The organism is Alteromonas sp. 4NH20-0104, from assembly GCF_057547795.1.
In genome coordinates this window covers 109202-132341 of the sequence record NZ_BAAJLP010000014.1, presented here as the reverse complement: position 1 = coordinate 132341, position 23140 = coordinate 109202, and the positions used below count along the sequence as shown (strand labels likewise).

Annotated in this window: 23 protein-coding genes and 1 tRNA gene; 16 read left to right on the top strand and 8 right to left on the bottom strand. The window is 44.5% G+C overall.

All coding sequences use genetic code 11. From position 1 onward, the window contains the following. Positions 1-1073 (top strand): DUF5623 domain-containing protein (locus AC27IB_RS11960; RefSeq protein WP_487121095.1); only part of this gene is annotated, 1073 nt, incomplete at its 5' end. Positions 1074-1201: 128 nt separating this feature from the next. Here AC27IB_RS11960 and AC27IB_RS11955 read toward each other — a convergent pair. Continuing rightward, positions 1202-2044, bottom strand: coding sequence for a hypothetical protein (locus tag AC27IB_RS11955; RefSeq protein ID WP_487121093.1), 843 nt, complete (start codon positions 2042-2044; stop codon positions 1202-1204). A gap of 298 nt (positions 2045-2342) precedes the next feature. Here AC27IB_RS11955 and AC27IB_RS11950 point away from each other — a divergent pair, with 298 nt between their 5' ends. The 5 genes from AC27IB_RS11950 to AC27IB_RS11930 all read left to right on the top strand — a co-directional run bounded on the left by AC27IB_RS11950 (position 2343) and on the right by AC27IB_RS11930 (position 7879). Continuing rightward, entirely contained in the window at positions 2343-3584 is a 1242-nt protein-coding gene (locus AC27IB_RS11950) for a hypothetical protein (RefSeq protein ID WP_487121091.1), read from the top strand. Between the two features lie 190 nt (positions 3585-3774). Next, positions 3775-4287: a hypothetical protein gene (locus AC27IB_RS11945; protein ID WP_163088582.1), complete on the top strand. Its 513-nt coding sequence runs from the start codon at positions 3775-3777 to the stop codon at positions 4285-4287. Positions 4288-4464: 177 nt separating this feature from the next. Then, on the top strand, positions 4465-5367 hold the full coding sequence (locus tag AC27IB_RS11940; RefSeq protein ID WP_163088579.1) for a tyrosine-type recombinase/integrase: 903 nt from the start codon (positions 4465-4467) through the stop codon (positions 5365-5367). Positions 5368-5375: 8 nt separating this feature from the next. Next, positions 5376-7400, top strand: coding sequence for an AAA family ATPase (locus tag AC27IB_RS11935; protein ID WP_487121088.1), 2025 nt, complete (start codon positions 5376-5378; stop codon positions 7398-7400). A gap of 17 nt (positions 7401-7417) precedes the next feature. Beyond that, entirely contained in the window at positions 7418-7879 is a 462-nt protein-coding gene (locus AC27IB_RS11930; RefSeq protein WP_039219058.1) for a DUF6641 family protein, read from the top strand. A gap of 68 nt (positions 7880-7947) precedes the next feature. On the opposite strand, the gene AC27IB_RS11925 is transcribed toward AC27IB_RS11930, so the two are convergent. After that, positions 7948-8397 (bottom strand): hypothetical protein, encoded by a 450-nt coding sequence (locus AC27IB_RS11925; protein ID WP_487121086.1) that lies wholly within the window; start codon positions 8395-8397, stop codon positions 7948-7950. Between the two features lie 98 nt (positions 8398-8495). On the opposite strand from AC27IB_RS11925, the gene AC27IB_RS11920 reads away from it, so the two are divergent. Together AC27IB_RS11920 and AC27IB_RS11915 are read left to right on the top strand one after the other, a co-directional pair. Beyond that, entirely contained in the window at positions 8496-8906 is a 411-nt protein-coding gene (locus tag AC27IB_RS11920) for a DUF2787 family protein (RefSeq protein ID WP_487121084.1), read from the top strand. A gap of 65 nt (positions 8907-8971) precedes the next feature. Then, the gene (locus AC27IB_RS11915; RefSeq protein ID WP_296049079.1) at positions 8972-9250 is read left to right on the top strand and encodes an RNase H1/viroplasmin domain-containing protein; all 279 of its coding nucleotides are present in this window, start codon (positions 8972-8974) and stop codon (positions 9248-9250) included. Here AC27IB_RS11915 and AC27IB_RS11910 read toward each other — a convergent pair. Then, positions 9247-9996: an NYN domain-containing protein gene (locus tag AC27IB_RS11910; RefSeq protein ID WP_296053724.1), complete on the bottom strand. Its 750-nt coding sequence runs from the start codon at positions 9994-9996 to the stop codon at positions 9247-9249. The two genes, AC27IB_RS11915 and AC27IB_RS11910, sit on opposite strands and share 4 nt — an antisense overlap. Before the next feature lie 12 nt (positions 9997-10008). Next, positions 10009-10767, bottom strand: a complete 759-nt coding sequence (locus AC27IB_RS11905; protein ID WP_296053725.1) for a DUF2034 domain-containing protein — start codon at positions 10765-10767, stop codon at positions 10009-10011. A 131-nt stretch (positions 10768-10898) separates the two neighbouring features. Here AC27IB_RS11905 and AC27IB_RS11900 point away from each other — a divergent pair, with 131 nt between their 5' ends. Beyond that, positions 10899-12626 (top strand): hypothetical protein, encoded by a 1728-nt coding sequence (locus tag AC27IB_RS11900; protein WP_487121081.1) that lies wholly within the window; start codon positions 10899-10901, stop codon positions 12624-12626. Further along, on the top strand, positions 12623-14323 hold the full coding sequence (locus AC27IB_RS11895; protein WP_487121079.1) for a hypothetical protein: 1701 nt from the start codon (positions 12623-12625) through the stop codon (positions 14321-14323). Before AC27IB_RS11900 ends, AC27IB_RS11895 begins: the two co-directional genes overlap by 4 nt. A gap of 238 nt (positions 14324-14561) precedes the next feature. Here the strand turns inward: AC27IB_RS11895 and AC27IB_RS11890 are convergent. The 3 genes from AC27IB_RS11890 to mutY all read right to left on the bottom strand — a co-directional run bounded on the left by AC27IB_RS11890 (position 14562) and on the right by mutY (position 16282). Next, a tRNA-Phe gene (locus tag AC27IB_RS11890) sits at positions 14562-14637 on the bottom strand. Positions 14638-14937: 300 nt separating this feature from the next. Next, a complete protein-coding gene (locus AC27IB_RS11885) occupies positions 14938-15213 on the bottom strand; it encodes an oxidative damage protection protein (protein ID WP_487121077.1) in 276 nt (91 codons plus the stop codon). Positions 15214-15241: 28 nt separating this feature from the next. Continuing rightward, complete coding sequence (gene mutY / locus AC27IB_RS11880) at positions 15242-16282, bottom strand: A/G-specific adenine glycosylase (protein ID WP_487121075.1); 1041 nt, start codon at positions 16280-16282, stop codon at positions 15242-15244. Positions 16283-16381: 99 nt separating this feature from the next. On the opposite strand from mutY, the gene AC27IB_RS11875 reads away from it, so the two are divergent. Beyond that, on the top strand, positions 16382-17065 hold the full coding sequence (locus AC27IB_RS11875) for an alpha/beta fold hydrolase (RefSeq protein ID WP_296053435.1): 684 nt from the start codon (positions 16382-16384) through the stop codon (positions 17063-17065). Here the strand turns inward: AC27IB_RS11875 and AC27IB_RS11870 are convergent. Continuing rightward, positions 17054-17581 (bottom strand): NUDIX hydrolase, encoded by a 528-nt coding sequence (locus tag AC27IB_RS11870; RefSeq protein ID WP_296053438.1) that lies wholly within the window; start codon positions 17579-17581, stop codon positions 17054-17056. The genes AC27IB_RS11875 and AC27IB_RS11870 overlap by 12 nt on opposite strands. A 145-nt stretch (positions 17582-17726) precedes the next feature. Here AC27IB_RS11870 and trmB point away from each other — a divergent pair, with 145 nt between their 5' ends. The 5 genes from trmB (at position 17727) to AC27IB_RS11845 (ending at position 23135) form a co-directional block, all read left to right on the top strand. Beyond that, the gene (gene trmB / locus AC27IB_RS11865; protein ID WP_296053440.1) at positions 17727-18446 is read left to right on the top strand and encodes a tRNA (guanosine(46)-N7)-methyltransferase TrmB; all 720 of its coding nucleotides are present in this window, start codon (positions 17727-17729) and stop codon (positions 18444-18446) included. Continuing rightward, a complete protein-coding gene (locus AC27IB_RS11860) occupies positions 18443-19531 on the top strand; it encodes a methyltransferase (protein ID WP_487121072.1) in 1089 nt (362 codons plus the stop codon). Before trmB ends, AC27IB_RS11860 begins: the two co-directional genes overlap by 4 nt. A gap of 64 nt (positions 19532-19595) precedes the next feature. Next, positions 19596-21020, top strand: a complete 1425-nt coding sequence (glgA, locus tag AC27IB_RS11855) for a glycogen synthase GlgA (RefSeq protein ID WP_487121070.1) — start codon at positions 19596-19598, stop codon at positions 21018-21020. Beyond that, the gene (locus AC27IB_RS11850; RefSeq protein WP_296053333.1) at positions 21020-21346 is read left to right on the top strand and encodes a hypothetical protein; all 327 of its coding nucleotides are present in this window, start codon (positions 21020-21022) and stop codon (positions 21344-21346) included. The genes glgA and AC27IB_RS11850 overlap by 1 nt, the downstream gene beginning before the upstream one ends. 205 nt (positions 21347-21551) lie before the next feature. Continuing rightward, positions 21552-23135, top strand: coding sequence for a sensor histidine kinase (locus AC27IB_RS11845; RefSeq protein ID WP_487121068.1), 1584 nt, complete (start codon positions 21552-21554; stop codon positions 23133-23135). Positions 23136-23140: the final 5 nt, after the last annotated feature.

Genomic DNA, 23140 nt, shown 5'->3' with positions numbered 1-23140 from the left:
GCCGAACGTTTGGAAGGGAAGTACTTGAAATTAAACTTCCCAAACCTTTGTTAGAAATAGCCACAAAAAGTGACATGAAGAAAGCTAATGGGCTAAGTTGGTTCAGATTGGCCTCACTAGATCATTTCGTTCATGACCAAGTTATCCGCTCACAAGAGACAGCCAGGGATTCCATTTGCAAAGCTGTGAGGGAATTAAGGTTTATGGAAGCAACCGGCTTGAAACCTACTAACGACTACGAAGCCGCTTACCCCAATAGAGACCCAAATAACAAGTTACCTCAAACTGACCATGCAACAAATTGGGAAGATCCAGATTCAGGTCAGTTTATCTTAGTAGATGAACCATACCTCGGTCCTGTGATTACAGGCGAAAGAGCTGAATGGGCAGATAAGCATAGTTGGCATTTGCAGGCTTCCAAATGGCAAGGAATGTACTATCCAGGTGAATCCCAGATGTTTATCGCCACTGATGCAACTACTGGATATGACTTTACAAGCTTGATGGAAAAAATTGACAAGATACCCTCCCCTATCACCACAGAAAATTGGAACGGTGAATCATCTTTTGGTCACGACATATTTTTAAGTCCTCAAGCAATCACACCCCAAGACAAAAAAAGGGCCATAGCAAAAGGAACTATTCACCGAGAGCCAAGTAGTAAAACGGTGCCAATGAGATATTGGGATGCCGCAGATAATAATCGACGCCCGAATGCTGTAATGCCGATCGAATCTCACCTCCTTGCCGCAAGATTGATAATTGCTGTGCAACGTTCTCAGGTCACGCCTTATGGCGTAAACTCTCGGTTGTCTTCGATAAAGAGCAAACTAGAAGACTGGTTTTTTTCTGAATACAATCGTGAAGTAACTAATAAATATGGGCTATTCTATTATGGTGATATAGCTAAAAATGATTCATTTGTTTTAAAAGCTAGGTCACTAGACGGCGTTATAACCTTGCTGCAAAATCTTAAGGAACTGTTAGATAACGCTTATGTAGACTGCGAACCATTAAGAAGACTGATACGAAAAGTTGATACTTCAATCAAATTAACCTCAAAATATTCCTAACCTTTAGAAGGGTATTTCAATTGTGGCCTGTCTATCCTTGATAAGGTAGGCAGGCTGGACTTCAATAACATTTACTCGCCAGCCTGAACTAGACAAACCCGAAATTGAACAATACCGCCCTTCTCATACTAGCTTTGTTGTTTCTTTTTTTTCAACCTTTTAGAAGAGATAGAAGATTTGTCTACCCCGTTTTCTATCGGTTTGAGCTGTTTAACAATTTTATCCTTTCCATCCTCAACCGGGGTCGTCTCACCGAGCTCATATTTCTGCCCCTTTTGAACCTTAATACCATTTACCAAAAGAAGCCTTGTTGTTGAATCCAGCATACCGAGCTCTTCTAGCTCGTTTAATATATTCCGATAGTGTGTCCTCGACTTTTTCAAGCTTCTGATCATGAAATTCATTTTTCGAACTTCTGAAGCACTACAAATTTCGTATTCGTCTCCAAGTTTATCTAAGAAGCTTTGACGTGTTTTCTCGCCAAAAAACGCTTGCCTTTCATCTAGAAAGTCCATCACTTCTCGTTCGATGGTAACTCTAGTTCTCTTACTATCCTTTTCTTTCTGTGATACACGCTTTACCCATGCATCCCAATCACTCGACTCAAACCGATTTCGCAATTCGTTTAAAAGCTTAGTAACAAAAGTCGTTAGTGTAGAACTCGCCTCGTTTTCATAGGCAGCTTTTAAAATCGGTAATAAAGTCTCCGCTGCATCCTTTGCCGTTTTTTCGCATTTGTCATCATCAAAGGACAATAGGTAGTCGCTTAACGCCTTGTACTTGCTTTTCTCGAAATCGTTCAACTTATTAAGGGTAGCCAGAGAGCTCTGTACCTCTTTCTTAATATCCTGTGCGACAGGATTATTCACAAATACTCGATGACCTTTACCACAATGCTTAAGAAGGTTGTCACCATTCTTGTACCAGTAGTCACTATTTTTACTACGCTTTCCGCTCATCCAAATCACCAAACAAGTAGTCCTGAGTTTTTCAAACCATATCCAATTTAGGATATAAAAGCAACCAAATGGTAGTCCTGATATTTAAAAAATGGTAGCGGCGAGAAAAATGTTAGTAATCACTAACAACAAAAATCCTTTATTGCAGTGATAAAATTGTTAGTCCAATGATGAATTATCTGTTTCAACAGAAACGTTTTTCAACTCAGGAAAACGGCACATTCATCGCTTACAAAGCTATAAATAAAAAACTGTAAATCTACAGGAGGAAATCATAATTTTTGATTGAGAGCTGAAAAACGGAGGTCACGTGTCTAACAGTAATACATCTAATACATTAACTAATAAGACAACTAGAACAATCAATAAGTACATACATCAAATCAATAGGTGTAAGCTAATCACACGAAATAACTCTAGTATCAGCATAGGTAAATCACACTCCAATGCCTTGCATGACTTTTACCTCTCACAAGACTATAAACAAAGGCTGACTATATTAAATAGCTTGGTGACAGATCCGTCATTCATTCGGCATCAGGTTGATATGTTTTATCGATATATAGATGGCGATCGATTGTTTGAACTAGACCACGACAATTATGCAGCGTCATTCAACATCAGTAAAACGCGTGCAACCAAGATTGCCAAAGAACTAGAATCTAAAGTAATGCTTGATGGTTGGGCAGTGAATGAGGTTAACAGCTATAGAGACTCAAATGGCGCGTTCAAGCATTACAGGTACAACTTTGAAATATCGAGAAAAAAGCACCAGGTATTCACACTTTCATTTGTAAACATACCTCAATTCAAGAATAGTATTTACCAGCATTGCCGCATCTCTTTTTGTCCTAATCTAGTGCGGTTAAACCATGTTTACAGAGTTATGAAATGGCTATTTGAAGCATTTGATGATGAAGCAAGAAAAGCAATAGATGAGTCGATTCTACTATGTCACGATATAGGTAGCCAATGGCACGGAATACCAAGCTTTATGCTAAACATTGATGCTGAATCCTCGTCATTTCAGACATATCCTAAAACTACATTAACAGACAACATTCCAACCGAGTCAATCTACTACTTGAGAAAGAAAAATTTAGGTGAAGATTCAGATGTCCTCTACAGCCCGGTATGTAAATTCATCTCTAATCTCCGCAAGAAAAAAGTGAATGAAAAGAATCAATCCGAATTGCTCAACAGCATTGTTGTAGCAACTCGCTACGAAAGTAAATGGCGCTATACAGCTGGTGATGAGCCACTAAAATACAACGCTCTATCTGATGCGCCGTTCGCAATGCATGCTGTTGATTTCATCTCACCTGAGATTTTTACTCAACTACCAGAGCCTTTGGCATTAAAATTAGCGATTCACAAATATCCAAAGATATTATCAGCGTTAACGGTAGGTGATAATCGGATTTTATTACAAGCCCTTATTAGGAATACGCTAAGAGTATCCTTACCGAAAATTAGCAAACGACATAAAACTCTACTGGCCTCCCTCCTAAATCAATTTAAAAAGGCAGAAAATCAAACCCATAAGAGGTAGTCCTGAAACGGCAATTCGCGATAACTCAGGACTGAAATTTACTTACCTCAGCCCTGTCACCAAGTTAACTCTAAGGAATTGTTTTATATAAAATATATGCCAATATGTACTTCGTGGCGCCACACCATGAACGAGTAGATTTAGCTTTCTACTCATGTTGTAATTTTAAAAATGTTTGAGGTACTTACTTATGAGAGTATTCAATAGATATGACAATGACATTTTGGCGTGGCTAAAAGGAATTCCGGCCCCCGTTTGCCCAGAATTTAAAAACAACCCTATAGAATGTTTGGTTGAAAGTGCTACCAAGGTATTTCTTACCTCCCTCAGATACACTTTCACAAATGGAGATAAAAACGATAAGAGTCTATCTCTTAATGACCTGGGGCATGTATTCGATGAAGAAACATTAAAACGCTTGGTTAAACTGTCTGAAGCACAGGGGCTGCTTGCCATTTATTGTGATATATCTCCCTATAGCGTCGATTTAGCAAGCATACAACGAATGGCTAATCTTATAGAGAATTATGATTTAGAAACAGTTCAAAAAATTGTAAATATTGCACAGTTTTTACTACCAACCGATTCTCCTTTTTTAGCCTGTTACTTAGACCTTGCAAAAGAGGAAGTAATTGAAAAATCCGCAACTCTGAACTCGTTAACCAAAGGAGAGCTAGTTTATCCTGAAGTTGAGCACTCTTAAAACTGACTTAGATGTTGTGGGGCTATTCAATTAGGGCTCCACAACCTACCAGACATCTTGTCTATCTCGGTACAAAACAGCCGTTTTCCTGCCTTAAATCCTCTGTTAGCTTGTAAATAGCTTATCCAAGCAAATCCCTCATTTTTATCAAAAATCATATAAATTCGGAGCAATTCAATGGATGCAGCATGTCCTTACACGCTGTATATGGGGCGTCTTGCGCCTAATAGTCAGCGTTCCATTGCCTCACAGCTTAACAGTATTGCAGCCATGCTTGATTGGCCTGAACACGAACGGCAAGAAAGGTTTCATCATATTGACTATCAACAGGCCAGCCATATCAAGGCGATGCTGTTAACAAAAGGTTGGTCAGCTCGCTCAATTAACCGTGCGATGACAGCCATTCGCAATATCGTGAAAGTGGCAGTCATGACAGGTATTGTGCCAGAGGCACAGGTAATACAACTGCAAGCTATCACAAAGGTTAAACACGGTAGCCACAAAGGCACACCGTTAACGGCTCAGCAGGTCAATAAACTATTCAAACACCTGAATACTGATAAGTCAGCTACCGGCAAACGAAACGCAGCAATTGTGACTATTTTACTTGGTTCAGGATTGCGCCGAAGTGAATTGGTGGCGCTTCGATTCTGTGACTTTTCGGCAGAAACGAATACGTTACATATCGAAAAAGGCAAAGGGAATAAAAGTAGAACGGTATACCTACCTGAATGGACTGCAAAGGGTTTGCTGGATTGGCTTAAGGTACGCGGAGATGGTGAGGGTTACCTTTTTGTGCGTATTGTGCGGGGTGGTCATATCCAGCATGACAGTAAATTATCGTCGAGCTTTATCTATTCGCTTATCCGTAAATCACTTGCCGCCATTGGCGTAGACGGTGTGTCACCCCATGATTTGCGCCGAACTTTTATCACACGGTTACTGGAGCAGAACGTCGATTTAAATACGGTACGCCAGATGGCAGGTCATGCCGATATTGCCACCACCATAATGTATGACAAGCGCGACCAACAAGTCATGCAAAAGGCAGCGTCACAACTCAGCTATAAGCAGAAGTGAGGCATCGTATGTTGAAACGGCAATTAAACAATCCTCACTTGTTGCAATATCTGACCTGCCAGTGGGTTAAGCGGCTTTTAGGTTATGCGGTAGGTATTGATGATGATTTTATCAATCCAGAGGTCTTAACCTATTTACGAGGACAACCCACGTCCAAATCGGCGTCGAAACTTACTAAAAAGGCACTCGTTGCCTTGTTGAGCATTGACGACCGGCATCCAAAAACCACCAAGGTATTCAGTGATAACTGCACCTTTATCCGCAAGCTTCTCAACTTGCCGAGAGGTGCAGACAAACTGATTCAGTTTGCATTGCTATGTCAGGCAAACCCGTGGTTTCAAAGTGTGGTGAACATGCTGGATATCCAAGACAGCTATACCGGATTAAACAGCATATTGTTGGATATGACTGGCCTCAAGGTATCGGATTTCAATGCTATTGCTGAAAGTTTAATGCAGTTTGGTTTGCTGAATGACAAAGACTTCGGTGTTATCGATGGCAGTGAATTACCGCAACCAATGTTGCTTAACCTGCTTACAAACAAATTGCATTCAAGAGAGCAGTTAATCGAACCATTATTGCAACCCAGTGAAAGAGCGCTGTTCACACTCGATGATTTTCCGCAGGTGAACACTGCGCTATTAGGTGATTACCTGTCATCGGCAATGAATAAATCCCTAGTCGGCACCAGTATTTTGCTACATGGTGTATCAGGCTCTGGTAAAACCGAGCTAGCACGAAGCTTAGCCAAGTATTGTAACTGTACGCTCTATGAGGTCCGCTCGACAGGCATGGTAAAGCAAAATCCTGATGAGGCATTGGATTCACGCTATCCCTGTAAAGACAGTCTACGGCATTTATCGTTACTCAATGCCTTACTCAGCGCACCGAGTAATGCGGTGCTATTGATTGATGAATGTGAACATCTCTTTGAGTTAGCTGATAATCACTACAGCAAGGAGTACTTGCAGCGGTTTATTGAGCACAACGCCATACCGTGTATCTGGATCACCAACCATGTGCAGTGCTTGGAGCCAAGTTTCATTCGCCGGTTTAAGTTGGTCACTGAGGTACCATCACCTAGGCCGGAAGATATTCAGCATGTATGCAAACGCCATTTTAAAGGCCTGGGTCTTTCAGAGCGTTTTAAGCGCAATATAACGCGTATCGACAATGTTTCACCAGCACTGATAGCGAATGCGACACATGTCGCGAAAACACTGAATATAGCGCGTATAGACGCTGAGAATACGATACATGACGTTATTGAAAGCACATTACACGCATCTGGACTGTGGGACAGCAAAGCACAGTATCAAGGTGAGTTAGATTTTGATGCATCACTGCTTAATCTGAAGCAACCCGCAAGTTATCTGGATGAAGTCAGTTTCGCACTAAAACACAACAAACCTGCTCGCGTATTGTTATCCGGACCACCCGGCACCGGTAAAACCGCTTTTGCACATTACCTCACCGAAACCAATCAGCGCGACCTTATTCGTGTGAAGTGTTCCGATGTACTCAGCAAATGGGTAGGCGAAAGCGAACAGAACGTAGCAGAACTCTTTCACCGCGCACACGTTGAAGAAAAGGTCATTTTGCTTGATGAGGTCGATAGCTTATTGGTCAGTCGAGAGGCATTAACGGCGCACTATGAGCTGCAATTAGTGAACGAATTTCTGACGCAAATTGAGTGTTTTACGCAACCGCTTTTTGCAGCCACCAACTTTGATAGCCGGTTGGATAAAGCAGTACTTCGCCGCTTCGACTTTAAGCTCGAATGCACTTACCTGAAACCGGAACAAGTCTGTGCCTTATACCGGCAAGTACTTGGTATCAAACGGTTGAATTTGGAAGAGCAGCAACGCTTATCCACATTAAAACAACTAACGCCAGGTGACTTCGCCATACTGGCAAGGCGCAAACAATTTAGACCAAAACAGAACCACCGACTCTCTGCTATCACGCTGTTGGCAGAGGAAAACCAACGTAAACAACCACAAACCCCAATGGGCTTTATCCGCCCTCACTAACCTAAAAGGTAAACATTATGACTACATCTGTATTGAGTACGCTCAAGGTCATCGCTCGTCCTAAAATTGAGCCTAAACCTCCGGTCATCGGTAAACGCATGAAGCTAATCGAGAAGCTGGAGCAGCAACAAGAGCTGGCAACTTGCATGATAGAAAAGCGTCCGTTTGAGGCGTACCGCGAAAAGATGGTTAAAGACCCTGTTACCGGAGAGCGCAAAAAGCAACGCCGCCAAGTTACCGTTAGGCCGTGGTATTACGACAGCGACGGCCACTATTATCTTGAAATAAAGGTGAACAACAAATCCATTGAATTGCAAAAGGATAAACATGCCATCGATGTTGGTGATAAAGCCAAGCTTCCTGAGCTCATCGACACCATCATCAAAGCTACCGAGAAAGGTGAACTGGATACTTTTTTACTGGCACCACCGACAGCAAAGAAAGCTCCAACTAAACCAGATGCGAGCAAAAAGGCATAAGTAAACCAGGTCTGTGGCGTGACCTTATCCATGCCCCACAGACCTGCCGTTAGTAACCTGTAAGTACCTTAACCAACGAGATGCAAAGCAACTTTATTCGCTTCCTCTATCGCCGCAAGGTTAACGTTGATATCAATGTTTTGATTGTTGATGTCTGTTAGCATTTTGCTTTGCCAATAGCGCAATACCTCATCCATAGACTTGGGCTCTTCGCAATGGTGCACAATGAGTGGTGATCCTAAATAACTACCGCTACCGATATAGGCCCAGACAAAACGTTCCTGCTTGGTTTCTCTAATGGAATAGAGTTTATCAATCAGGTGTGTTGAGCCTTCGGCTGCGCGTGTATGGAGTAGGAAAATATCGCTAATGCCATCCTCAAGGTCTGGAAACTGAAAAACCAGTTCCATGTGTTTGGCATCATCCGCGCATTCTTGCCGGAATAGTGCAGACAGAAACTGCGTAAAGCGGCTATCAAGTGGCGTGGTGATATTTGAGAAGTTTAGTTGAAGTGACATACCTGAATTCCTTATATGTGTATGTCATTAAATTAGTATTCTCAGCAGGATAAGTACTTACAGGTCTTTTCTCACAATCCATTAAAAAGACCAATATCATGAACATTCAATACAAAGAGCTAGCACTGCCGGTATCCAAACGATTCACCAATGCCATTGCCGAATTGGTAACTCAACACCAAATAACAGGCGATAGCATCACCATTAACTTTCGCGACCCCAATTACTCAGCAGAAAACGGTGGTTTTCATCCCGTCGAAATGCGACTAGAGAAGCACGGGGATACATGGCAATTTTGCTATATCACTGATTTCACTTATGTCGGCATTGGTCCTTTTGCAGAGCTGGCAAAAGATCTCGATTTTGATTTTCAGGCCGGTGTATTTCAAAACCTGCACGGCCTGTTTCCGATTGAAGTTGCTCTGGATATCTACCAGATATGGGAAGGTAACTTTCTGCATTACTGGCAAGCGTTAAACGTTTTTACTTTTCAAATCGCCAGCGACTGAACCTGCCAATTCAAAAACTGTAAAGCGTAATTAAGAATTAACGCCATTATTTACAGGAGATTAATATGGCCAGAGACATGTTGTCCACTTCCCAACCAAAGGTACATTCTAAACGCCGATACTACGTTGTTTTTGAAGGAACGAAACCTGGGGTTTACTACAAATGGGAAGATGTAGAGGCGCAAACTAAAAAATATTCTTGCCCTCTATTTTGCCGATACCGCACTGAAATTGAAGCACGGGAAGCGTTTGATGATTATCAACGGCGGCAATCCAAAACAAAAACAAAAACAAAGCGGCGATCTAAAGCCGTAGACGAGCTACCGCCTTGGAATCTTGATTAAGGCGTTGCAATCTTGGGACGATATAAGATCATCTGTGTCGTTCCTTTGCCTTTCTGTTTAGTCATTTCAAATATGGAAGATAATCCTGCAACCACGCCAGTAAACTTGGCCGAACCATAAGTACGAGGATCAAAATCTGGTTTGGCTCGTTTAAGGAAACTACCAGCCGATCCCGCATCAACCCAACCATCATCATTCTGGTACAGCTCCCATGCCTTTAAGAGGGCAGGGATCAATTCTTCTGCGCCATTGGTGGAAATAGCGTTATCCGCCTTTGGTGTATCGGTATTCGATACCGGCTCAGCACCTAAGTTTTCCGTGAAGATGAAATCATCACAGGCGTTGCGAAACGATACCGGTGTTTTCTTTTCTCCCACACCAAACACAAACTTTTCAGACTCTCTTAACCGTGAAGCAAGCTTGGTAAAATCACTATCACTGGAAACCAATGCAAAGGCATCAATACGGTCGGAATACAGTAAGTCCATGGCATCAATAATCATCGATGCATCGGTGGAGTTCTTACCGGTGGTATAAGCGAACTGTTGAATTGGCTGGATCGCCAATTCATTGAGCGGCTTCTTCCAGTTCTTTAAGGTGTCGGCAGACCAATCACCGTAAGCTCGTTTTATCAGAACATGACCGTGCGCCGATATCTCATCCAATATGGGCGATAGCTTGGCTAATTGTGCATTATCCGCATCAATTAGTACGGCCACTTTCTTATGAACATCCAAGTCTTTCATCTCTATCCTTACTTATTCGGTGTAACGGCATTTAGGAAAGTTAGAACACCCCAAAAACGTTTTACCGGCATTAGGGCCGCGTTTCGCCGTTCTTTCTACTAACTCACCAGAACATTTTGGGCATACCTTGGTTTTTTCAATAGTGACCTGAGGTGAAATCTGAACATGGTTTACAAGTGCCAATAGTTTTGTACCATCAATAAGCTCGATAGGTTTGCCTGCCGCAAAGTCGATAGCTTGCTGAGTATAGGTGCCAGAACTGATGATAATAAAGTGGTTGGCCTGACGTGCAGTCAGCACACCAAACATTTCCCGCACCACATTTACGCCGACCTTTTGTGTTTTCCACTGTTTGCATTGTACCAAGGTAAGCTGGCCGTCCTTTCTAAGTTCTAAATCAATTCCGCCGTCGGCACCATAACCGCCCTCAGTTACCCGGTAGCCCTTCCTGCGATAGGCTTCGGCCACCAACTCTTCAAAGTTACGCCAGTGCAAATTACGCACGGTTTTAATATTACGTTGGGCATCCAGTTGTATTGCCTTACGTCGAGCATTTAAAAACGCAAAGGGGGCGGCAAGCAATATCATGCCCGCAATATAAGGGGCAGGGATCAAAAAGGCTTTAAACACCATGGCGGTGATTTTGTTATCGGTTTGAATGGATGGCAACACATGGGCCATCATCACATAGGCCGTTGCGGATACCAGTACAGATACCCACCATGGTAACTCTACCAGCAGGTCAATAAAGGTGGTTTTGTTTCTTGGCATTCACAAACAACCTTGTTTTGTTCAATCTCTCCGAAAGTTTAACTGAAGGGATTTTTTTAATGGTATTAAAAGTTGATCTTGCATTTATCTGAAAATACCCAATAAATGATTGAAGTACTAAGGAGAGTATTGTGCACCTGGATATACGAACCGAGCTTCTAGAAGCATATCAAAGTGATTCTGCATTAAAATTAATTGGTGATATATATGTTCGCTCAGCTCGAAAAGAGAACTATATTTTGCCAGACGTTCTCGTGGAGCTTAATACTACCATTGATATCTTCTCATTGTTTTCGGGTGCCACAGCAAAATCAAATGAGTATAACTTTTGGGCGGTTTGCCAAGTTTTTGTAGATGTGCTGCCCAAAATTCAAGTTGCACCATCGAAGTTATTAGAATGTCTAAACAATTTATTGGTTGAGGCAGGAAGCAATGCTGGGCTAAATGGGGTGTTTAGCGCATTAGAGAAATACTGTGAACAGAGACCGGAATACCCAAAAGATCTATTACTTCTAATCATTCAAGAACCTGAGTGCAGCCATAATTTTCTGAACAATGTATTGGTTTCCGGTGGAAAGCAAGACCCAAAATGGTTTATTGATAACCTTATAGTTCTTACTACTCATAGCCAATCTACGGTAAGAGCGCAATGTGTCATGGCTATCGAAAGAGCAAATTTCTTAAGTGGGGAATGGCAATCAACAATTTGGGATATGTTATCAACGCTAGTTGATAAGGAAAATGATGAGGTAGTTAAAGGTAGATTGCTGCGAGCCTGTTTAAAAGTAGGTAATAAAATATTCACTGATTCGTCAGCAACGCTCAAGTTACTTGCAACACTGTTGAAGAATAATGAACCTGAGGTGTTATTCCAAGCGTCAAATCTAGCTAGGATTGAGCCGAATACAAATTCACAGGAAATATTTGAATTATTTATCAATCATTTGCAACAATGCACTCCTGATTGTCAACCTGTCTTGGACCAAATAGATTATATTTTGGTCGATCTTTTAGAGGCTAATCAGGTAACAATCATCGACCAATTGTTGACATCATTACTGTCGGAACCCCAATCGAATAGTATTAACGCGTTTGATTATTTTACAAGTGAACTGCTAACTAAATACCGCCTATATAGAGATCACACTATAGTATCTTGGCTATCTTCTAGAAATACTAAGCTTTGTAGAGCCGCAGAAGATATTCTAGAGTCTGTTGTTGGAGATGAAGCTAAAATCGAAATCAATTTACCTAATAAAGAAGTTGATTATGAAGTTCAGGAACTTATATTTTTGGCTAAAAAAGGAGCTGGTTGGCTTTTTGCTAGACCAGTCTCAGCCGCTAGTTTATTACTGTCAATATATTTGAAGCTCCCAACATCAAGCCAATCACAAATTATTAAACTTATATTTGATCCGCTCTTACTGAGTTACCCTGGTGAACTTGGTCGATATTTAAAAGAGAAAAGCTCTGTTGACGAATATTCGGAAGTCTGCTTGAAGCTGATTCAAATGTATGAAGAATATTCGACCAATTTACAGCATGCTCGTGAATGTAAAGAATTGAATGCACCGCAAAATAATACTGTTGCTTATTGGAATGAATTTAATAACAGTATGCAGAAAGCAAAGGACGAAGCTCCGAAATCAATCTTTGAGCAATTATGTACAGTGCAGCATTTACTATATGGTAATAGTTCTGCTTTTTATGTATCTGACGAAACTGGAGAGCATCACCGCTCAGAAGTACAGATGCAATCGATATCGCACTCTGTAGAAATGCCTAAACTTCACATATTAGACCCCGAAGGTTTTGAGCTAGAGCTGAGATTCCTGCGAACTGAGGGGCATACTCAATGAAATTGATACTAAAACAATACCTTGCCTCACTGAAAGAAAGAAGTGAATTAGACGTAGTATTACCAGATCTTCTTAGCGAAATGGGAATGAACGTCTTTATTTCTCCTACGCGCGGAGTCAAAGAGTATGGTGTAGATGTCGCAGCTGTAGGGAGTATAAGAGGTGATGCGGAAAAGGTTTATTTGTTTTCTGTCAAGTCCGGTAATTTAACAAGAAGTACATGGAGAGGAAACACAGATCAAGCACTTCGTCCGTCCCTTGAGGAAATTCAAGATTCATTTATCCCAGCTCGTATACCTCCTGAACATGCGGATAAACCAATTGTTATTTGTTTATGCTTTGGTGGGGATGTTCATTCTGGAATAAGACAAGATGTGTCAGGATATTTGCGAAGAAATACAGAAGACAATATATCGTTTGAAGAATGGAATGGCGATAAATTATCGGACTTGATTTTAGAGTATTTGCTTAAGGAAGAGTTACTGCCTAAGAACTGGCAATCCATGCTTCGTAAATCGCTAGCATTATTAGATGAGCCTGAAGCCTCTCATCACAACTTTCGTCTTCTTGTCCATTCAATTATCGAAAGCACCGAGGATACAAAAGGTGTATTTAACGCAATTTTACGAGTTCATATTTGTTTATGGATCTTATATTCGTGGTGTAGAGATGAAGGAAATCTTGAATCAGCATATTTGTCAGCTGAATACTCGATTCTTCATTTATGGGATAAAGCAAAAACTTGCCAAGATAGGAAATCAAAAACTGCTTTCAAGGGTTTGCTGTCTACTTACCATCTGATCTCAGATGAATATGTAAACATTGTTATTGGACCTGTTGCAGAACATCTACATGCTGCATCCACAGCCGTATCCTCTCCATCAGGTATTGATATTAACTTAAAATTATTTGATGTAATGGGTAGAGTTGCACTTCGGGGACTCTGGATGTCCGAAGAGTTGCGAGAGTTAAATATAGAGGATAATGAGCTAAAAGACGCAGAGTATCACAGCATTCAGGAAAATAAGTTGGATGAGTTAACAGTAACAATGAAAAAACTCATCAAAAATAATCCCGTTTTGCATTCTCCGTTTAAAGATTCTCAGGCAATCGATTTAGGGTTAGCTCTTTATCTTTTCTCGTTAGATTCTCGAAATGACGAGTTTGTAGTTAGTTGGCTAGAAGCAATAGTCAATAGAGTCGAATTTGCCTTTATTACAAATTCAATGTACCCAACAACGTTAGAAAAATTCCAAGAATTGTTGATGCATAAAAACACCAAAGACAAGGATGATAGTTATAAGGAAAAAGTAACGAGAGGCAGTATTTTATTTCCGTTACTGGCTACGTATTGCTCTCTTTATAGGGCAACAAAGTTATCTAGTGTAATTAAAGAAATAGTTGACGAACATTTACCAAGTTGTACTTTGCAATATTGGTATCCAAATAAAACTTCGGAAGAGCACATGTACGCAAACTCAAAGTCTCATGGACTAGCTACAACAGGATTTCCGTTGACCCCTGAAGAAGTTCTAACCCATATAGGAAAAGAGTGTAAAGAGTCTAATCAGTATTGGGAGCTATCCGCAGTAAAAGAAGGGCACCCCCATATTGTTTTATCAGCATGCCGTTACTACAGATATCCAGTACCATTTAACTTGTTAGAAGACTGGATAATTCAATACTCAGAAAATTAATTCACTTTCTTGTGTGAATCATCTTTTAACACGAGAATAGTAAATAAAAGATACAAAAGAACCGACTCAAAGGTCGGTTTAGTTGCTAAATTTTCTTGCAAAGAATGGTACCAGAGGCCGAACTCGATCCGGTACAGTATTGTTATCAGTGGATGTAAATCCGCTACGTCTAACCATACACAAAGCGCAAATATAACAAAAAAGCCCCGACCATTTCTGATCAGGGCTTCTTGATAAGTGGTGCCTCGACCCGGGATCGAACCAGGGACACGCGGATTTTCAATCCGCTGCTCTACCAACTGAGCTATCGAGGCACATAAAACTGTGCAGTGTAAGCTTTAATTTTTCTTTGCAAAACTTTGCAAGCTAAATCGAAGTGCTTACTAACTTTATATCTCTTATCCTAACAGATCATCTTGGTAAAATCGATTGATAAAGCTCACACTTTTCAATCCGCTGCTCTACCAACTGAGCTATCGAGGCGAAACTGATTAGCAATTTCGGCTGGTGCCGTGCTGCTGTGGGTGCGTATTTAACGAGTTTCGCGCTTTTAAGTCAACCCCTTTTTTGATTATTTTAATCAACTGCGTGTTCTTTGCGCAATCTGTGCAAAATCACGGCTTTTTAGGCGGCACATAGCCTTCAATGGTGGGTTCTTTGCCTTCAAAAAGAAACGCTTCCATCTGTTCTTCGAGGAATTTGCGATCCGTTGGCTCCATCATATTGAGCTTTTTTTCGTTAATCAGCATGGTTTGTTTTTTCTGCCACTCGGCCCAGGCTTCTTTCGAAATACTATCGAAAATGCGTTTACCCAGTTCGCCCGGGTAAAGCTGAAAATCCAGTCCATCAGCTTCTTTATCGTAATGCACGCAATGTACCGTTCTGGGCATTGTAGTTCTCCGCAGTAATTTGTTGTAATTATAACTGTTTCGTCAGCTCGGTTAGAAGTCTTTTTACCGGTGTCGGAACACCAAGTTCCAGCGGCTTATACAGCGACACCCAACTGTGTCCCGACTCTGCAATAAGCGCACTCAAAGACTGGCAATGTAGCAGCTTAGGCTGGATATCTAAATGGTAATGGCTAAAAGTGTGTCTGAATGGCGTGAGCACCTGTTCGTCATAGTCGCCACCAATAAACTGCGCGACGTCTGTCGGCACGGTTTCACTTTGCTCACTTTCAATAAAACTCCAGAGTCCGCCCCAGATACCTGTTGCCGGGCGTTGCCTGAGCAATACACTGCCCTGGTAAAACGGTATCCACATCACGGTACTTTTAACCGGTAGAGTCTTTTTCGGCTTTTTGCCCGGGTAGTCAGTCTGATTACCCTGCGCATAGGCAATGCAGTCGCTTTGCAACGGGCAGCGATCGCAGGCCGGTTTGCTCCGGGTACAAATCATCGCGCCTAAATCCATCATGGCCTGGGTGTAATGGTTGGTGCGCTTGTCCGGGGTATTTTGGGTAGCATATTGCCAGAGCTGTTCTTCCACCGGTCGCTTACCCGGCCAGCCCTCTACGGCATAATAACGAGCCAGTACGCGCTTAACGTTGCCGTCGAGAATAGGGTGTGACTGGCCGCAGGCGATGGATAAAATCGCACCGGCAGTGGAGCGTCCAATCCCCGGCAGGGCTATGACCTCATCCAGAGTGGGTGGAAACTCGCCGTTATATTGTGTGGCAATCTGCTGCGCGGCTTTGTGAAGGTTACGCGCTCTGGCGTAATACCCCAGGCCCGTCCACAGATGAAGAACATCATCCTGGGGCGCTTCGGCCAACTCTATCACGGTGGGGAAACGCGCCATAAAGCGCTCAAAATACGGGATCACCGTGGTCACCTGAGTTTGTTGCAGCATGATCTCAGACACCCATACCCGGTAAGCAGAAATGGCATGTTGCCAGGGCAGATGCTTACGACCATGTTCGTCAAACCAGTTTAATACCCGTGTAGAAAATGAATTCACGACTTTTTACTCCCAATTACTGCGGCGCAGTGTAACAGTGATTGCACCAATCCCGTAGAGCCTGATAGGCTCTGACCAACTTTTTCCCAGGAGCGTTTCATGCGATACGTTTTTTTACCCGGTACCCTATGTGATGAGCGTGTGTGGCTGCCCGTCTGGAAGCAACTCAGTCTGTCTGCCCGTGCTTATGTACCGCTGCAATGGGCAAATAGTTTAGAAGAAATGTTAGCGCTCACCAGCGACCGCACCGACCCGGACGGTAAAAACCACCTGATTGGTTATTCCATGGGGGCCTATATCGCTGCCCTGTGGGCGCTTACCCATCCGGATAAAGTCGCTACGCTAACGCTGATGGGCTACGCCCCTACCGGTTTATCGGAACGAGAGCTAAAACGGCGTAAAACCTTGCTGGAGCAATTAAAAGGCGGCAAAGTGGATGTCACGGCTAAAGCTTATCTGGCCAATATGATGCTACCTGAACACAGTGACGACATACTGCCAATACTCACCGATATGGCCAGCGATTTAGGCACGGCGACATTACGGGCGCATGTGCAAAGTACCACCCCCAGAAAAGACCTCACCGCGAAGCTCGGTCAGCTCAACTGTCCGGTGAACCTGATTGCCGCCCGTGAGGACGCCGTTGCGCCGTTTTCGGCCATGCAAACCGCTCAGCAAAAAATAAAGGGGGCCCAACTCCATCCAGTTGAAAACTGCGGTCATATGATGATGTTAGAACAACCGGCGAGTGTGGCAGCGCTGCTAAACGAGCTATTGGCTTAAGCTAAGGTAACGCTTGAGAGCCAGCTGTGCGGAGGGAAATGCCAGTTCAAGCTCCGCACAGTCAGATAAGGGCCGCCAGCTAAAGCCACTCACCTCACTGTTATCCACTTCGCAGGCAGGCTTGTTATGTAGCTCGGCAGCGAAAAAGATATCCATGGTCGGGTATACCAGTGTTTTATACGGGTATTGATTTGGCCAGGCGCCCAGATATTGCAATGGCTCATCAGGTTCAATGCCAATCTCTTCGCGGCATTCCCTACGCAGCGCCTGCTCAGCCGACTCATCAGGGTTTACAAACCCGCCGGGTAAATCCCACTCGCCGGCGGCCGGGGCTTTACTGCGTTTTACCAGCAACACGTGTTGCTGATACACCAGAATCACGCCTACCGCGGCAGCCACATTACGAAACACTTCAAACTGGCACTGACTGCACTGGTAACAGTTATTGTCCTGACTGACGAATGTACGCTGACCGCATTTGGGGCAATAGTTGGCTGGCATTCTGTTATATTCCATTTGCTTAGCTTCGGTTTAAGCTATCATACAAGCTGCGGCCATCGCAGCATGCAATTGCGCAACCATTTAAGGCTGAACGCCAGACCGTTGCAATTTTGTACGCGTCGTGGATAATGCCGCGGCAATTAACAGGTGACAGACTATCATGGCAAAATTTAATTCTCAGGCCGAAGCCGAAGCGGCCGGCGTCTATATCAGTAAAGTTAAGAGTTTTGTGAAGCGCGAAGGGCGTTTAACAAAAGCCCAGGGCCGCGCGCTGGAAGAATTCTGGCCAACCAAGGGCATTGAGTACCAAAATGCCCCGCTTGATTTTGCTGCTGTGTTTGGCCGTGAAGCCCCGGTTGTTGTTGAAATTGGTTTTGGGATGGGGAAATCACTGGTCACCATGGCCCATGAAGCGCCGGAACTCAACTTCATCGGAATTGAAGTTCATCGCCCGGGCGTTGGCGCTTGTCTGGCGGATGCTGGCGAACTGGGCGTTGAAAACCTGCGGGTGATGGAGCACGATGCCGTAGAAGTGCTGAAAAATATGCTGCCGGATGCCAGTCTGCATCGTTTGCAGTTGTTTTTCCCGGATCCATGGCACAAAAAGCGCCATCACAAGCGCCGTATCGTGCAAGCGGAATTTGCTGAATTAGTTCGCACCAAACTGGCGATTGGCGGTACTTTTCATATGGCCACAGACTGGGAACCTTATGCCGAGCACATGGCAGAAGTCATGAATGGAGCCGACGGCTATACCAATACCGCACCTGAGGGTAATTACGTACCACGTCCCGACTACCGCCCTACCACTAAGTTTGAAGTGCGCGGCCAGAAACTCGGCCACGGTGTATGGGATTTGATTTACGAGCGCACCGCATGAGTTTGTCTCCCCAAAGCCAGCTGATACTGCGTAACGAAGACCAGTTTGAACAAGGCAACTGGTTAGTCATTAACCCCGACGATGCCAACTTATTCAGTGCATTAAGCCATCTGACACTGACCGTTTTACACCAGTACTATGATGTGTTTAATCAGTGCGCGCGACGCCTGGAGGCGGCGCATTTCGACAGTCGCGATATGGTTGAGAATAAGGCTAACTTTGCACTCAACGCGACCTCAGGCAATCACTCACATATCTTCGCGCCAACGTGTGGTGATATCGACGGTATCACCGATGTATTGATTTTCATGCCAAAAGCCAAAGCCCATCTGGCCATGCTAATGGCTATGGCGGCCAACCTGGCTGGCAATGGCAACCGGGTGCATGTGATTGGCGAAAATCGCGGCGGAATTAAAAGCGCAGGCAAAGCTATCCAGGCTTTTGGTGATATCGACAAAGTCGACTCTGCCCGCCACTGCAGTTGGCTAACCTGTCATTTAAATCAGGAGCCGGCTCAGTTTAACCTCAGCGATTACCTGAGTCGCGACACTTACCGCCGCAACGGCATCGAATGGACCGTTTGTTCCTTACCCGGCGTATTCAGTCATCGCGAACTGGATGCCGGCACGGCCATGCTGCTGGATAAACTTCCCCTTTCATTATCCGGTAAGTTGCTGGACTTCGCCTGTGGGGCTGGCGTCATCGCCAGTTATCTGCTCAGCGGTGGCAGCAAGGCCAGTGTGGAGCTACTGGATGTCAGCGCTCTGGCGCTGTGGAGCAGTGCGCATACTTTGCATGAAAACCACCAGCAGGGAGTGCTTATTGCCACCGATACCCTGCAGGGAGTCAGCACTAAATACCACACCGTAGTCACTAATCCGCCGTTTCACACCGGCGTAAAAACAGATTATCGCATTAGCCGGGAATTTATTCAGGCAACCCGACAACACCTGCACCCGAAGGGTAAACTCTATCTTGTGGCTAATCGCTTTTTACCCTATGCAGAATTACTGTCTGAACAATTCTCCAGTCCATCAGTACTTACCCAGGACAATCGATTTTCTGTGTATTTTGCACAAAGTTAACGTTTAAATCCCTGTCTTGTGTGATAATTTGTGCTTAGCATCAAATTAAACGCTGGAGAGTAGTGTGAACATTGTTTTTGCGATTTCTGAAGTTGAAGAGCTGGTAAAAACCGGTGGGCTTGCCGATGTTGGTAAAGCCTTGCCCCTGGCACTGAAATCGCCGGAACATACCGTAAGTGTATTTATGCCCTATTACCGGGCCATTGCGGAACAGTTTTCACTCTCGGAAGCCTGCAGCAGCCAGACCCTGTTTGCAGAAAGTAAAGTTTACCACTATGCCGTTCGCCAGCTTCACTGGAACGGCATTGAGGTTTACTTTATTGACTATCCCGAATACTTCGACCGGGAAGGTCTGTATAACAGTGCATATGAAGCCTACAACGATAATGGCGAGCGCTTCAGCTTTTTTAGTGGTGCCGTGCTTAGCGCTATCCAAACGCTTGGCATGCAGCCCGATGTTATTCATTGTCATGACTGGCATACGGCTATGCTACCCTTTTTAATGCGTAGCGATCGTAGCGGTTATTTCAATCAGACACGCTCGGTTTTTACCATCCATAATGCGGCATTCCAGGGCGTTCATCGCATAGAAGAGATCCCCTTCCTGCGCCATCACCCGGCCATCTTCGAGCAGGTGCATGGTGGCTATATCAACTTTTTACAATCGGCCATTGAATGCGCCGACAAAATTACCACGGTGAGCCCCAACTATGCCACTGAATTGCTCACCGACCTGGGTAGTCATGGCTTACACGACCGGCTCATGCAGCGCAGCAACGATTTATCCGGCATTCTGAACGGCTGTGACTACAGCCAGTGGGATCCGATGACCGATCCGTATATTCCGGCCCATTTTAACGCCGGGGAAATAAGCGGTAAGGCTGAATGCAAAGAGGCCTTACAGCGCAAATCAGGCTTACCGACAGAATCGAATGTACCGGTATTCGGCATGGTGTGTCGTCTTACTGAGCAAAAGGGATTTGGGTATCTTATCCCCATTCTCGATCGCCTCATTCGTCACAAATTGCAACTGGTGATTATCGGCACGGGCGACCCAAGGGTGTGTCAGGATCTCGGTGAGTTTGCCGAGCAACACCCCCAGCAGTTTTCCTTTATTAACGGCTTTAGTACAGAGCATGCGCACCTGATTGAAGCCGGCGCTGACTTCTTTTTAATGCCCTCTCAGTTTGAACCTTGCGGGCTCAACCAGATGTACAGTCTGGCCTATGGCACGGTACCCATAGTCCGCGCAGTAGGCGGCCTGAAAGATACCGTGATCGACCCTGAGTATGCGCCCGATGCGGCCACCGGCTTCGTTTTCGAACAACCCAGCGGGGATGCCCTGCTTAGCTGCATACGGCGGGCCCTGTTAGCATATTATGAATGCCCTGTGACGTTCCGGGAAATGCAACAACGAGGCATGCAAACCCGTTTCACCTGGCAAGCCGCCGCTGAACAGTATCTGACGCTGTATCAGAGCATGGGTTAATGATACTCAGAGTAACACTGCTGTTAACGTTAGGTTTAACGTTCAGTGCACCGGGGTGGGCCGAGGTACCCGAAGAGTGTATTCAGGCACCACAAAGACAGGCATACTGCCCACACACGTTATATCGGGTTGCCCGCGTGGCAGTGCCTTCTCTGGCGATCAACGAAGGCGGTATGGTTTGCCTCTGTTTATCAGATCTTACCGACCTGCCGGTTGCCAGGCAACAAAGCGCATTTACCGAGATTGCCCGGGAATACGCCTTACCACCGCTAGCCCTATACCAGTTACTCAGGATCCCGGCGCCAGAGTGGACTGAAAGTAAATAACCGACGCTGGCGCCTGAAAGTGGGCCTTTATGAGCTAAACCACGCCTTTAAGCCTCTGCAATACTTTATTTTTTCACCTTTATGAGCCACTATTAAACAATCAATCCTTGTGGGCTAGTTTAACCTTCTCATGTCGCTGTCGGCCGCCAGACTTTCGATCAAAAGTATCATGATATGGCTTGTTATCGTCGTGTCGGGCAGTGCTATGTTGCTATCCACATTAGTCACAAACTACCTCCAACATGCCGAAGTAAAAGAACAGCTGTTGCAAAACGTTCGTTCACTGGCCGATATGGTGGCCAGCAACGCTCAGCCCATCATGGCCGTTACCCCAACTGATTTAGATGAAAAAATGACCCGTAGCGATCAGTTGGCCAACATGCTCCACGGTCTCGATAGTTTTCCGGATGTCTTAAATGCTCACCTATACAGTGCCCAGGGAAATGGGCAAGTGCCTGAAATGCTAGCGCTGTATACCAAATCAACCAGCACGGCGGCAGAAAGCCGGATAAATGACATGGCGCGCTATTTCACCGCCCGGCTGGATGAAGATAATCAGGTCATTGAAATCATTCGACCGGTGAATATTGAACAGCAAACACTCGGCTATGTGTATGTGCGGATGTCTACGGAGTCGTTCTTCAGCTACATCGGAAGCACCCGAATGGTGCAAGTGGCCACAATAGTGCTGATTATCATTGCCGCGTTTCTGGTTGCGCTCAAATATGGCCAGATGCTGGCAACCCCCATTCAGGATACCAACCTGATGCTGCAGAAGGTCGCTCGCAGCCGCGACTACTCACTGCGATTTTCGGTGAGTAATGTGCGTGAATATGACCATATGCTGGATTCCATTAATATTCTGCTGTCGAGAGTAGAAGAATACATTAGCAAACAGCAACAGGCCGAGCGCGAGCTGCAAGCCCTCAACAGCCGACTTGAGGAAGAAGTTAATCAGCGCACCGTTGCCCTTAAGAGTGCCAATACAGAACTGATTCAAACATTGGAAAAACTGCATCAGTTTCAGCGCCAAATGGTTGAAAACGAAAAGATGGCCTCTCTTGGTGATATGGTGGCGGGCGTTGCGCATGAAGTGAATACGCCGATTGGCCTTGGCATAACTGCCTCCACTATGATGCTCGATCGCCTGGCCGTTATCGACCAGCAATTCAAAGATAAAACGCTCAAAGCCAGTGCCATGGACCGCTTCATTAATGAGAGCCGGGAAAACCTGAACATTATCTACCGTAACCTCGACCGGGCAGCCCAGCTCATTTCGAGCTTTAAACAGGTAGCGGTAGATCAGTCCAGTGAGGAAGCCCGGGAAGTCAATGTGAAGCAATTGATAGAAGAGACCCTGATGTCGATGCGACCACGCCTGAAAAAGGTGCGTCACACCATCAGTATTGATTGTTCTGAAACCCTCAATGTTATGTGCAAAGCCGGGCCATTAAATCAGATTTTGATCAATTTAATCATGAATTCACTGATCCACGCCTTTGAAACGGTTGAAAACGGCAAAATTGACGTCATAGCTAGGTTGACGGATGACCAAAAACTGAAAATAATTTACAAGGATAATGGCAGCGGTATACCTTCTAGCATCAAGAAGCGCATTTTTGATCCCTTTGTTACAACAAAACGTGGTCAGGGGGGCTCCGGTTTAGGTATGCATTTGGTATTTAACTTGGTAACTCAGGCGCTTAATGGCAATATAAAGTTAGAAAGCGAAGAAGGTTGCGGCGTGGAGTTTACGCTGACGATCCCGGTAACCTTAAAAAAACCATAAAACCG